Origin of the sequence: Aquimarina sp. AU119 (assembly GCF_900312735.1) — a bacterium.
GTDB classification, from domain to species: Bacteria; Bacteroidota; Bacteroidia; order Flavobacteriales; family Flavobacteriaceae; genus Aquimarina; species Aquimarina algiphila.
This window is the reverse complement of the sequence record NZ_OMPF01000001.1, coordinates 112,457-125,327: the sequence shown is the minus strand read 5'-3', so window position 1 is coordinate 125,327 and position 12,871 is coordinate 112,457. Positions and strand designations below refer to the sequence as shown.

The following is a 12,871-nucleotide window of genomic DNA, read 5'->3' as shown; positions in this document are numbered from 1 at the left end:
ACTTTCTAATGATATTGAAATCAAATCAAAATATGTATAGTATTGCTTAAATAAAAAGTCTAATTTTGCAAAAATTTTAGAATAAATATCAATGAGTGGTATAGTAGCAATTGTAGGACGCCCAAATGTTGGAAAATCAACATTCTTTAATCGGTTGATTCAAAGGAGAGAAGCTATAGTAGATGCAGTTAGTGGAGTTACTCGAGATCGTCATTATGGAAAAAGTGATTGGAATGGAGTAGAATTTTCGTTGATAGATACTGGAGGATATGTTGTAGGTAGTGATGATGTTTTTGAGTCTGAAATTGATAAACAAGTAGAGTTGGCAATTGATGAAGCAGATGCTATTATATTTATGGTTGATGTAGAATCCGGAATAACCGGGATGGATGAAGATGTAGCTAATTTACTTCGTAGAGTGAATAAACCAGTTTTTTTAGCTGTAAATAAAGTGGATAATGGTCAAAGGGCAGCAAATGCAGTTGAATTTTATAATCTGGGGCTTGGAGAGTATTATACTATAGCTAGTATTAACGGGAGTGGTACTGGAGAACTTTTGGATGAATTGGTAAAAGCACTACCTGAAAAAGATGAAGATGAAGATGATGAATTGCCACGATTTGCAGTGGTGGGAAGACCTAATGCAGGAAAGTCGTCATTTATTAATGCTCTAATTGGAGAAGATAGGTATATTGTTACTGATATTGCAGGAACTACCCGAGATGCTATTGATACAAAGTATAACCGTTTTGGATTTGAGTTTAATCTTGTAGATACCGCAGGAATTCGACGTAAATCAAAAGTAAAGGAGGATCTTGAATTTTATTCTGTAATGAGATCAGTTCGAGCAATTGAACATAGTGATGTGTGTTTGATCGTTTTGGATGCTACAAGAGGGTTTGACGGGCAGGTACAGAATATTTTCTGGTTAGCAGAGCGTAACCGTAAAGGAGTAGTGATTCTAGTAAATAAATGGGATCTTATAGAGAATAAAGAAAGTAACACTCTTAAAGATTTTGAAAAATATATCCGCAAACAAATAGAACCTTTTACAGATGTTCCTGTTGTATTTATTTCTGCATTAACAAAACAACGATTGTTTAAGGCTATAGAAACTGCTGTAGAGGTATATAAAAATAGATCTAAGAAGATCAAGACAAGTGAATTAAATGATACTCTATTACCAATTATAGAACGTAATCCGCCTCCAGCGTACAAAGGGAAATATGTAAAAATAAAATATATTACACAATTACCTACTCCACAACCGCAATTTGCATTTTTCTGTAACTTACCTCAATATATAAGAGACCCTTACAAGCGTTTTATAGAAAATCAACTTCGTAAAGAATTTGATTTTAATGGAGTTCCAGTTTCAGTATATTTTAGGAAGAAATAAAGTGTTTAATTAGATTGAAGAGGGTAAGAGGATTTTAATTTTTGTTATTCTAAAGCTGTTCTTTTATTTTGAGCAATTGGCCTTTGATGGATTCTAATTTCCTGATAATGTCAAAACTATCTAAGGTTTCTTGTTTTTGTTCTTTAAGATGAATCTTAGCGCCTTCTAGTGTAAACCCTCGTTCCTTTACCAAATGATATATTAATTCGAGATTTTTAATATCTTCTGGAGTGAATTTTCTATTACCCTTAGCATTTTTTTTAGGTTTTATGATATCAAATTCTTTTTCCCAAAAACGAATTAAAGAGGCATTTACATCAAATGCTTCTGCTACTTCTCCGATACCATAATACATTTTTTTTGGTAAGTCTACATACATAATAGTTATTCTTTTTGTTGTGTAAAACTTCCGTCATCTTCAAAAATCAGCTTACTTTCAGGAAAATCTTTTTCGGTAAGTTGTTTAATTTCCTTTAAAGCCCTCTTTTTGTCATCTAAAAAAGGATAGACCTCGTCTATCTGTTTAGCAGAATGCAACATTCCTTTTATAAAATCACCATCAGAATTAATTTCAATTTCTGCTATAGGTGCATACCCCTTAATTCCACTTAAATTAAATCTCGAATAGGTGCAAAAATTACCCAGACTGTATGCAATAAATTTATTTTTATACACTTCAAATGCTCTGGAAACATGTGGTCCATGCCCTAAAATAATATCAGCGCCTACATCAATCAACGTATGAGCAAAACGATAAACATCTCCACGATCTTCTCCATAAAATCGCTCTGTCTTTCTAGGCACATGAGTGTGATCAGAACCCTCGGCACCGCCATGAAAAGAAACAATCACAATATCTACTTTCTCTTTGAGCTCAGTTACGATTTTTTTTGCATTGGTTAAGTTATGAATTTTTATGCAATCTTTATTGGGGGCAAATGCACAAAATCCATATTTAATTCCATTTTTTTCAAAAATAGTAGAAGGTTGAGCAAATACACCTGCATAGGCAATGTTATGTTTTTCGAGTGTTTTTGAAGTGTTTTTTATACCTATTTCTCCAAAATCCCCAATATGATTATTTGCAATGCTCATGACATCAAATCCTGTTTCTTCGAGATATTTTCCAAAGTACTCGGGAGATCTAAAGGAGTAACATTTTGATGGATCAGAACAGCGCTTTGCATTCTCTCCTTCATCCGTAAGTGTACCTTCCAGATTACCAAATAGAATATCAGCTTTAGTGAGAATTGAGTTTACATCATCAAAAGGTCCTTTTCCGTCAGGAGGTAGATAACTATTATTAGGAAAGTCGGTTCCCATCATAATATCACCAACGGCCATAATTTTAATAGTTTTGGATTTTGCAAGTTTCAATTGAGTGTTCTCAACTATAACAGACATCGAATCCAATACCTCTTTTGAATATTTTTGTGCTTGAATAGTAAAACAGAAGCCAAAAATTAAGACAAGAAGAAGTAATTTGCGCATAGAGGTTAGTCTAAGGTTTCGTTAATTAGATTAGAAGCTTTAAGCATTTCACTGAATTCTTCAGAAGTTAAACTTCCGTAGTAAAAATTACGAGGATTAATACGTTCACCATCTTTGAAAATCTCATAATGTAGATGTGGTGCTACAGATCTTCCTGTGCTTCCTACATATCCAATAACATCTCCACGTTTTACTGTTTGACCCTTTTTTACATTGTATTTACTTAGGTGGGCATATAGACTAACATAGTTAAAACCATGATCAATACGTATATGTCTTCCGTATCCAGTAGAATTAGCATCAGCACGCGTAACAACACCATTACCAGAGGCATAGATAGGAGTACCGGTATTAGCAGAGAAATCCATACCATAATGAAATTTTCTTGCTTTCGTAAAAGGGTCACTCCTCCATCCGTAACCAGAAGCCATACGTCTTAAATCAGAATTACGTATGGGTTGAATAGCTGGTATGGTAGCTAGTAATTCTTCTTTTTGTTCTGCCAAAGTTGCAATTTCATCTAGAGATTTAGATTGAACAACAATTTGTTTGGTTAATTTGTCAATTCGCTCACTACTCTTAATAATAATATCAGAATTATTAAATCCTTCTAGATTCTTATATCGATTTACTCCTCCAAATCCAGCATTCCTAAGTTCTTCTGGGATAGGATTAGCGCCGAAATAAAGGCGATAAATATTGTCATCACGTTCTGCGATTTCTTTTAATATAACTTCATCACGTTTCAATCGTTGATTCATTAAATCATATTGAAGTTGCATGTTCTCTAATTCTCTTTTGTATGCTTTTTCTTTAGGAGTTTCTAATTGAGGAATGTTAAGATAAATTAAGAGAAGGACAAAACCAGCTAAAAAAGAACCGATAACCCCTAATGCAGCAATACCAAATTTGCGACCTTTCTTTTGCTCTATTCTGCGATAAGAAAGAGTCTCACTATCATAGTAATATTTAACCTTTGACATAATCTAAAATATGCTATTTTTGCAGGATATCAACCAATATGTAGTTCTTAAAGAACCTAAACACAGCAACAAATATAGTAAAATGTTATAAAGTCAGGAAAAAACTGACAAATATCGGTTGAGTATCTTTTTTACGAAAGTGATTTAATATGTTGGTTATGAGTAAAAAAGGTGTTTTTTTGATTGGTATAATAATATTCAGATTTAGAATTTATAAAATTTAAAAGCGTGAAATCCCAAGAAGTAAGAAATCAATTTTTAGAGTTTTTTGAATCAAAAAAACATAGCATTGTAGCCTCAGCACCAATGGTGATTAAGGATGACCCTACATTGATGTTTACCAATGCTGGGATGAACCAATTTAAAGAGTTTTTTCTGGGGAATGGTATTCCGAAAAATAATCGTTTAACAGATACCCAAAAATGTTTACGAGTAAGCGGTAAACATAACGACTTAGAAGAAGTTGGTATGGACACGTATCATCATACGATGTTCGAGATGCTAGGGAATTGGAGTTTTGGTGATTATTTTAAGAAAGAAGCCATTCAGTGGGCTTGGGAATTGCTGACCGATGTTTATGGTATAGATAAAGATATACTCTATGTTTCTGTTTTTGAAGGAGCAAAAGACGAAAATCTTGAGATGGATCAGGAGGCTTATGATTTATGGAAAGACATTGTTCCTGAAGATCGAATCATCATGGGAAATAAAAAAGATAATTTCTGGGAAATGGGTGATCAGGGGCCTTGCGGACCTTGTTCTGAGATTCATGTTGATATACGTTCTGCAGAAGATAAAGCTAAGGTTTCTGGTCGTGATTTAGTCAATGCAGATCACCCACAGGTTGTAGAAATATGGAATCTGGTTTTTATGCAATATAATAGGAAGGCTAACGGATCTTTAGAAAAACTGCCATCCCAGCATGTGGATACAGGAATGGGATTCGAACGCCTGTGTATGGTATTGCAAGGAGTGAAATCGAATTATGATACTGATGTTTTTACTCCTTTAATCAGAGAGATCGAAACGATTACAAATTCTACATATGATAAAGATAGCTTACCAACTGATGAAGAAGGAAAAGTTAGTGTGGCTATTAGAGTGATAGCCGATCATGTTAGAGCGGTGTCATTTTCTATTGCAGATGGTCAATTGCCTAGTAATAATGGAGCTGGTTATGTAATTCGTAGAATTTTACGAAGAGCTATTCGATATGGTTTTACTTTTTTAAACACAAAAGAACCATTTATCTATAAATTGGTTGAAACATTAAGTAAGCAAATGCGTGATGCTTTTCCAGAATTAAAAACGCAAAAGAATTTAATCGTTAATGTAATTAAAGAAGAAGAACAATCTTTTTTAAGAACCTTAGATCAAGGGTTGGTATTATTAGACAATGTTATTAAAGAAACTAAGGGTAAAATTATTTCTGGAGAAAAGGCCTTTGAATTATATGACACCTTTGGTTTTCCTATTGATTTGACAGCTTTAATCTTAAGTGAACAAGGTTATGAATTGGACGAAAAAGGGTTTAAAGCAGAACTTCAAAAACAAAAAGATAGATCAAGAGCTGCTTCTCAAGTTTCTGCAGGAGACTGGGAAGTATTGTTAGAAGGTACAGAAGAAGAGTTTATAGGGTATGATCATCTTACTACAGAAGTAAAACTTACAAGATATCGTAAAGTGAAGAGTAAGAAAGATGGAGAATTGTATCAATTGGTTTTCAATAAAACTCCGTTTTATCCAGAAGGAGGAGGGCAAGTTGGTGATAAAGGGTATCTAGAGGTGCCTAATGGAGATGTGGTATATATTATTGACACTAAAAAAGAGAATAATCTGATCATTCATTTTACTAAAAATTTACCAAAACATCTTGATAAGACATTAACAGCAGTGGTGGATGAAAAACAACGATCCAGATCTGCGTCTAATCATACAGCAACACACCTTATGCACCAGGCTTTAAGAACGGTTCTAGGAACGCATGTAGAGCAAAAAGGGTCAATGGTACATAGTGGTAGTCTGCGTTTTGACTTTTCTCATTTTGCAAAAGTATCAATAGAAGAACTCAAAGAAGTTGAAGATTTTGTAAATGCTAGGATCAGAGAACAACTTCCTTTACAAGAGCAACGAGGAATTTCATATGATCAGGCAATATCAGAAGGAGCTATTGCCTTATTTGGAGAGAAGTATGGAGATAAAGTAAGAGCTATACGATTTGGAGAATCTATGGAATTGTGTGGAGGTACCCATGTTAAAAACACTGGTAGTATTTGGCATTTTAAAATTACTTCAGAAAGTGCAATTGCAGCAGGGATTCGTAGAATTGAGGCAATTACAGGTGACGCGGCAAAAGAATATTTTACATCTCAATCAGAGGCATATGGAAAAGTGGTTTCAGTGCTTAAAACTAAGGATCCTATAAAAGCAATCACGTCACTTCAAGATGAAAATACAACGCTAAAAAAACAAATAGAAGCACTTCTTAAGGATAAGGCAAAAAACTTAAAGGGAGAGCTTAAATCAGAATTTGCAGATGTACAGGGAATTCAATTCTTAGCTAAGAAAGTTGATTTGGACGCTGCCGGAATTAAGGACTTATCTTTCGAACTTGGTAGCGAATTAGACAATGTGTTTATAGTGTTTGGTACAGAACAAAACGGTAAAGCGTTACTGTCTTGCTATATTTCTAAAAATCTTGTAGAGGCACGACAATTAAATGCAGGTCAGGTCGTTCGTGAATTGGGTAAATATATCCAAGGCGGTGGCGGTGGGCAACCATTTTTTGCAACTGCTGGGGGTAAAAACCCTTCAGGGATAGGAGAGGCATTAGATAATGCCAAACAATATTTAGGATAATAATAAGAGCTTATCCCTTTTTAATTGTTAAGGAGTGAAGTGAAGAGTTTATGAAACTACAAACCAAAATACGATTACAATCTCAGGAACCTAAAATTGATTATAAATCAGAAGTAGTATTGTTGGGGTCCTGTTTTGCAGAGAATATTGGAGAAAAATTTGAGTATTTTAAATTCAAAAATAAAATAAATCCTTTTGGAATTTTGTTTCATCCAAAAGCCATTGAAACATTTCTCTGGATGGCTACTCAGGGAGAAAAATATACCAAAACGGATTTGTTTTTTAGTAATGAACAATGGCATTGTTTTGATGCACATTCTTCCTTAAGTAATTCTAATCAGGATTTGTTACTTTTTGAATTAAATGATGCATTGGTTCATACACGAGCTAATATAAAATCGGCAACTCATATTTTCATAACACTGGGTACGGCTTGGGTATATCGTTTAAAATCATTGGATATGATTGTGGCAAATTGCCATAAAATTCCGCAAAGAGAATTTGAAAAAGAACTTTTGTCAATTGATGAGATAGATCAGTGCCTTCAAAATTGTATACATCTTGTAAAAAGTCTTAATCCAGAAGTGCAAATTATTTTTACCGTTTCTCCAGTACGTCATAGTAAAGATGGATTTGTAGAAAATAATAGAAGTAAATCTCATTTAATAGCTTCTATACATCATATAATAGATGATAATAAAAACCTGCGGTATTTTCCTTCTTATGAGATTATGATGGACGAGCTAAGAGATTATAGGTTTTATGATACCGATATGATTCACCCCAGTGCCTTAGCAATTCAATATATTTGGGAGCGATTTTCATCGATATGGATTTCCGAAAAAACTACTCATACGATGAGTAAGGTAGAGGAAATTAAAAAAGGAATGTCACATAGACCTTTTAATCCAGAAAGCGAACAGCACCATAATTTTTTAGAGCAATTAGAGTATAAAAAATACCAACTTCAAGAACAGTACCCATTCATGGATTTTTAAAAGTGTTTATGCGATGGTTAAGTTCTTATTGATGATTTCTAGTCCGCTATCTATTAAATGGCTAATATTAGGTTTTTTAGATTTTATTGCTTCCAGATGCTTTAGGGTTTGTGCTGCAAATTTAGCATCTTTTTCATATATCAATTCATAAATCTCTAAAGGAAGTAACCAGTCATTAGAATGGTCTTTTTCTAAAATTTCGAATACCGCTTCCAATGAAAATCTAGTATTTTTACCTTCTCTGATGTTTTTGACAGATTGATATAAAGAGTGTAGTTCTGTTTGAGCTTGAGAATAAGTGCGTTTAGTAGGGATCGAGGAGGCTTTATGGGTAACGAGATCGAATGAGTGATCATCGGCAGGGCCGGAAAAAGCAGATACAATTTCGTTTCCTACTGCAAGATCAAATGTTCCCCAATCGGGTCTAAAAAGATATTCTCCTTTATACTTTATTGTACATTCGCTAAATTGAATTAAAATCAATTCTCCTTTTATGTTTCGCATACCTGTGATGTTGTTTCCGGCAACGGTAATTCCACTTTCAAATTCAAATTCGATATATTCTCCATCATAAAAATTGTAAGCTTTTAAATCTCGGGGAGACATGTTTTCTATTGCGAGATTGATTCCTTTGAGCTTACCAATCGGTGATCTGAAGCCATTAGGATGAGCATCAATTCCATGACTTATAAGTTCTTTTTCTCTAAATGAAAGAGCAGTTTCTCCTTTGGTTTCAAAATAAATTACCTCATTATCTTCATTTTTGATCATTCGGGTAAAAGTCCCTGAAACCTGTAGTCCTGTGCTTAATTCTATAGTGCCCAGATTCTCAGATTCTATAAGCTTAGCAAGTCCTCTATGGCCTCCTTTTCGTAGCGCCATGGTATCTGCAAATTCTTCTAAGACTTGACATAAGTATGCAAAATCTGGGGTAACAAACAGTTGAGGTTGAGGTTTTGTAATATCAAAATCCTGAAATGCAGCATCTGGAGAATACGGTATTTTTTCTACCTGATCAGTCATACACCATTCGCTTTCACCAATAGAAGATAGTAGGCCTGCTCCATATATTTTTGGATTATCTGTTGTGCCAATTAACCCATATTCTACAGTCCACCAATGCAGATTACGTATTAATGCCATTTCAGAAGGAGTCTCTTTTTGATTCTGCAATTGTTCGATCTTTTTTTCAGCATTTTGGATATCTTTTGGATCGGTATCATATGCCTCTTTTAAAATTGAAAGCTCACGCACCGCTTCATACATATCATAATCTTTTTTAGAAGAAATAGCTTTACAACCAATTTTTCCAAAACGACGAAGGTATTCTGCATAATCTGGATTAGCAATTATGGGAGCATGTCCTGCGGCCTCATGAATTATATCGGGAGCAGGAGTGTATTCTATATTTTCAAGTTGACGGATATCAGAAGCAATAACAAGAATATTATAGGCTTGAAACTCCATAAAAGCATTAGGAGGTATAAAACCATCAACAGCCACAGCTGCCCAACCTATTTCTTTAAGAATTCTATTCATACCATACATGCTCGGAATTTCATCAGTAGAGATACCGGTCTTTTTTAATCCATTTAAGTAAGAATCATGAGCTGCTTTTCGAAGCGAAGTGATGTTTTTTCGCATAACATATCTCCATACAGCCTGATCAATTGGAGTATACTCTTCATAATTTTGTGGTTTTATGAATTGTTTTAAATGCTCTGGAAGCCTTTCAATTAGGGGGTTAGATACTATATTTTGAGACATAGAAAAAAAATATTTTTGATCAAGACAATTTAAATGGGAAATTAATAGTTTTATTTTGATATCGATACCAATAGTAGCGAGTTTTATTTTAGAATAAGAATTTGGTGATTTTGAGTATTATTTTTCTGTTAATTTTAAATAGATTTTAATCTTTTTTAAGTTAATAAAATAGAAAGGGTAGGGTATTTGGTAGATAAATTGTTTTATATTAATACAGAAAGAACAAATTGTAAACCAGATAACCTTCTATATGATTTTTGAGAAAATCATATAGAATAAAGAGAATAAAGGCATTTATCTGTTTTAATTGTTAAGTTTTAGAATTTAAAATAGCTAAGATAACTTTGTGTTCTTCTTATTATAGTTAAATTTGTTTTCATTACATAAAAATATATAGTTGTGAGATTTAAGCTGATAGTATTAGGATTGATTTTTACGTTAGGAACAATAAATGCTCAAGTTAGTAACGAGGGTACACCTTTTAGCTGGAGTATGCAGACCAAAAAAAGTATTGTTCCTACATTAATGAAAAGCTTTGACTTGAACAAGCTTAAGGCTGAAGATGCTAAGAATGATAAAAATAAGTCACTTCCCTGGAGATTTGGATATGAGCTCAAAGTAGATCTGAATCTTAAGAATTCTGGAGTTTGGGATAAATTAGAAAACGGAGATAGAATTTGGAGACTTAATATTATATCTAAAGAAGCAAAATCAATAAGCTGTATTTTTGATACTTATAAAATACCAAGAGGTGCGACTTTATATATTTATAATAATGATAGAACAGATCTGTTAGGAGCTTATACTAATATTTTTAACAGGCCTGACCAAAAATTAGGTACTTGGCCTGTAATGGGAAGTAATGTTTGGTTAGAGTATTATGAGCCTTCTTCAGTTGTGGGACAAGGTGAATTGAGTATTTCCAAAATTATACATGGATATCGTACTATTGGCGATGCTAAAATTACACAAAAGTTAAATACATCGGGAGATTGTAATCAGGACGTTGATTGTACAGTCGGTAGTGATTTTGATCCGATAAAAGAAAGATTAAAACATTCTGTAGCATTTATCGTTATGCAAGGGTTTGTGTGTACAGGAACCTTAATCAACAATACTAGTAATGATAAAGCTCCATATTTTTTAACAGCGAATCATTGTAATGCAGGAGATGAGGCTACATGGGCGTTTCGTTTTAATTGGATTAGCCCGGATCCTTCTTGTGGGACTACTTTAAATAGTCCTGATGCTACTGTAGAACAAACAACTAGTGGGGCTACTCGAAGAGCGTCTAATCCAGAGTCAGATTTTAAATTATTAAGCTTGGACGGTGGTTTGGATCCATCCTGGGATTTAGAATGGGCTGGTTGGGATAGAAGAAATATAGCTTCAAGTTTTGCAGTAGGTATTCATCACCCTTCTGGGGATATTATGAAGGTGTGTAGAGAAGATAAAGTACTTACTGATATTAAGACAGATATTGGAGGTATCCCGGATCCGGTGGATTCTTGGAGAGTAGAGGATTGGGATATAGGTGTTACAGAAGGAGGGTCTTCTGGGTCAGCTCTTTTTAATCCAGAAGGAAGAATTGTAGGACAGCTTGCCGGTGGTGGAGCTGCTTGTGCAGGTACAGATGATAATGGTCTTTCAGATTTTTATGGTAGATTCAATATCTCTTGGGATTTTGGAAACTCTGATTCAAATAGACTTTCTAATTGGTTGGATCCAACAAATACAGGTAGAGAAACCCTGGATATGCTCTCGGTAGAAGGAGAGGGTACAGTTACTCCACCAGTTGTTACACCTCCGGAAGAGGGAGAAGAGGTAGTTGTCTTTTTTGATACAGAAAAAGCTGTAATTACAATTGCTAATGGTCCAGAAGACGTTTTAGAGTATATCATTTATAATATTTCTGGACAGCGTATCGGTTCAGGTCAATTATCTTTAGAAAAAGAAGATATTGATATGAATGATAGGTCATCTGGATTGTATTTTGTTTATGTTAAAAACGCAACGAATGGGACTTCATTTACAAGAAAAGTAATTGTAAGTCAGCGATTATAAACTCCAGGTGTTAATTCATCATATTATTTTTTAGGCTTTTTTATCCCAGAGAATAATATCTTTTTCGTTTCATCTTTTAAGAATAAAGAATCTTCAGTAATGATTCTAACCTTAGATTGAATTAATGTTTTGAAAAATTCTTGTTCTAATTTAGCATTTTCTTCGCAATACATCTTTGTGGCAATAGGATAGCCAAAGGAGATATTTTCTTTATCTATGGTGTATTTGGATGAAAAAGTATTGCATCCAGAATTTCCAGTAGCAGAATTACGTTTTTCATCAAACGTAATATATAATTTTTTGTTGGAAATATTATTTCCGTTAAGCGTGGCAATCAAAAAAGTGATTTCCTGATCAGTTTGGCTCTCTTCTTCTTCTTGATGATTAGCTATTTTCTTTTTTTCATTACAAGTGTTAGTGTTAGAAAATAGTAGAGAGAATAAAATAATTACTAGATATTTCATGAGAATCAGGTTTTTATGATTTCTATGACCAAAATTATGCCATTTAAAGCAGTAAATTAATGATAATCTTGGTTTTTAATCGTAAAAAGATATGTTATATGAGATTAAAATTTATTTTTGACAGGGAAAAATGTAAATATCTTCTAATGAAATGAATGTGATTTTCATCTATAGATAAAATAAATAAAAACAAATGAAACCCGAAAGTAGAAAGCAAGAAATTATTAATGCTGCATCAATCCTCTTTACAGAGAAAGGATATAGCGCTGTTACCATGAGAGATCTGGCAAAAGCTATGGGTATTAAAGCAGCAAGTTTGTATAACCATATACAATCAAAACAAGAGATTTTATCTACTATTATCATAGATCTTGCAGAAGAATTTACGACAGGAATGAATCAAATCATAAACTCTGATGTAGGCTCAATTCAAAAGTTAGAAAATATTATCAGTTTGCACGTAGATGTTACTTTGCGTAATGCAGATGGACTAGGTTCTCTTAATAGTGATTGGATGCATCTCGAAGAAGAAAATCTTATATATTTCGAGAAAATGCGACATGATTATGAAGAGAATTTTAGGAATATAGTCAAAAAGGGAGTTGAAAAAGGAGAGATTAAACCGTATAATATCGAGATTATGGTGTTTTCTACACTGTCTACTTTAAGAACATTGTATTTGTGGTATCCAAATCAAAAAAATATCGATTCTGATATATTAAAACGTGATATGATATCAGTACTCCTTAAAGGAGTTGTATAGTTTTTTTTTAGGATTTAAAATTAACATATAATTATTTGTGATTCAAACTAACAATCGTTAGTTTTGTTTAACTATAACGATAT

General features: G+C 33.4%; 10 protein-coding genes. 5 read left to right on the top strand and 5 right to left on the bottom strand.

Annotation, left to right across the window (positions count from 1 at the left end; all coding sequences use genetic code 11):
- The first annotated feature begins 91 nt into the window (after window positions 1-91).
- Window positions 92-1,399 (top strand): ribosome biogenesis GTPase Der, encoded by a 1,308-nt coding sequence (gene der / locus DK442_RS00510; RefSeq protein ID WP_109433887.1) that lies wholly within the window; start codon window positions 92-94, stop codon window positions 1,397-1,399.
- Window positions 1,400-1,448: 49 nt separating this feature from the next.
- On the opposite strand, the gene DK442_RS00505 is transcribed toward der, so the two are convergent.
- Genes DK442_RS00505 through DK442_RS00495 form a run of 3 tightly spaced genes read right to left on the bottom strand, consistent with a single transcriptional unit; the run spans window position 1,449 to window position 3,873 of the window.
- Window positions 1,449-1,778: a MerR family transcriptional regulator gene (locus tag DK442_RS00505; RefSeq protein ID WP_109433886.1), complete on the bottom strand. Its 330-nt coding sequence runs from the start codon at window positions 1,776-1,778 to the stop codon at window positions 1,449-1,451.
- Window positions 1,779-1,783: 5 nt separating this feature from the next.
- Window positions 1,784-2,890: a CapA family protein gene (locus DK442_RS00500; protein ID WP_109433885.1), complete on the bottom strand. Its 1,107-nt coding sequence runs from the start codon at window positions 2,888-2,890 to the stop codon at window positions 1,784-1,786.
- Between the two features lie 5 nt (window positions 2,891-2,895).
- Window positions 2,896-3,873, bottom strand: a complete 978-nt coding sequence (locus DK442_RS00495) for a M23 family metallopeptidase (protein WP_109433884.1) — start codon at window positions 3,871-3,873, stop codon at window positions 2,896-2,898.
- Between the two features lie 228 nt (window positions 3,874-4,101).
- On the opposite strand from DK442_RS00495, the gene alaS reads away from it, so the two are divergent.
- Together alaS and DK442_RS00485 are read left to right on the top strand one after the other, a co-directional pair.
- Window positions 4,102-6,732, top strand: coding sequence for an alanine--tRNA ligase (gene alaS / locus DK442_RS00490; protein WP_109433883.1), 2,631 nt, complete (start codon window positions 4,102-4,104; stop codon window positions 6,730-6,732).
- Window positions 6,733-6,782: 50 nt separating this feature from the next.
- Window positions 6,783-7,730 carry a GSCFA domain-containing protein gene (locus DK442_RS00485; RefSeq protein ID WP_109433882.1) on the top strand — a complete coding sequence of 316 codons (948 nt, stop codon included), beginning with the start codon at window positions 6,783-6,785 and terminating at the stop codon, window positions 7,728-7,730.
- A gap of 6 nt (window positions 7,731-7,736) precedes the next feature.
- Here the strand turns inward: DK442_RS00485 and DK442_RS00480 are convergent, their stop codons facing one another.
- Window positions 7,737-9,497, bottom strand: coding sequence for an aromatic amino acid hydroxylase (locus DK442_RS00480; RefSeq protein ID WP_109433881.1), 1,761 nt, complete (start codon window positions 9,495-9,497; stop codon window positions 7,737-7,739).
- A gap of 399 nt (window positions 9,498-9,896) precedes the next feature.
- Between DK442_RS00480 and DK442_RS00475 the strand changes: the two genes are divergently transcribed.
- Window positions 9,897-11,561, top strand: coding sequence for a T9SS type A sorting domain-containing protein (locus DK442_RS00475; RefSeq protein ID WP_109433880.1), 1,665 nt, complete (start codon window positions 9,897-9,899; stop codon window positions 11,559-11,561).
- 23 nt (window positions 11,562-11,584) lie between these two features.
- Here DK442_RS00475 and DK442_RS00470 read toward each other — a convergent pair whose 3' ends face one another.
- A complete protein-coding gene (locus tag DK442_RS00470) occupies window positions 11,585-12,025 on the bottom strand; it encodes an META domain-containing protein (RefSeq protein WP_109433879.1) in 441 nt (146 codons plus the stop codon).
- Window positions 12,026-12,218: 193 nt separating this feature from the next.
- Here DK442_RS00470 and DK442_RS00465 point away from each other — a divergent pair, with 193 nt between their 5' ends.
- Window positions 12,219-12,788: a TetR/AcrR family transcriptional regulator gene (locus DK442_RS00465; RefSeq protein WP_109433878.1), complete on the top strand. Its 570-nt coding sequence runs from the start codon at window positions 12,219-12,221 to the stop codon at window positions 12,786-12,788.
- Window positions 12,789-12,871: the final 83 nt, after the last annotated feature.

Bases quoted from the DNA above. Each gene is read 5' to 3' on its own strand.
- DK442_RS00470 (WP_109433879.1), bottom strand. From the start codon at position 12,025: ATGAAATATCTAGTAATTATTTTATTCTCTCTACTATTTTCTAACACT.
- der (WP_109433887.1), top strand. From the start codon at position 92: ATGAGTGGTATAGTAGCAATTGTAGGACGCCCAAATGTTGGAAAATCA.
- DK442_RS00505 (WP_109433886.1), bottom strand. From the start codon at position 1,778: ATGTATGTAGACTTACCAAAAAAAATGTATTATGGTATCGGAGAAGTA.
- DK442_RS00495 (WP_109433884.1), bottom strand. From the start codon at position 3,873: ATGTCAAAGGTTAAATATTACTATGATAGTGAGACTCTTTCTTATCGC.
- DK442_RS00500 (WP_109433885.1), bottom strand. From the start codon at position 2,890: ATGCGCAAATTACTTCTTCTTGTCTTAATTTTTGGCTTCTGTTTTACT.
- DK442_RS00485 (WP_109433882.1), top strand. From the start codon at position 6,783: ATGAAACTACAAACCAAAATACGATTACAATCTCAGGAACCTAAAATT.
- DK442_RS00480 (WP_109433881.1), bottom strand. From the start codon at position 9,497: ATGTCTCAAAATATAGTATCTAACCCCCTAATTGAAAGGCTTCCAGAG.
- DK442_RS00465 (WP_109433878.1), top strand. From the start codon at position 12,219: ATGAAACCCGAAAGTAGAAAGCAAGAAATTATTAATGCTGCATCAATC.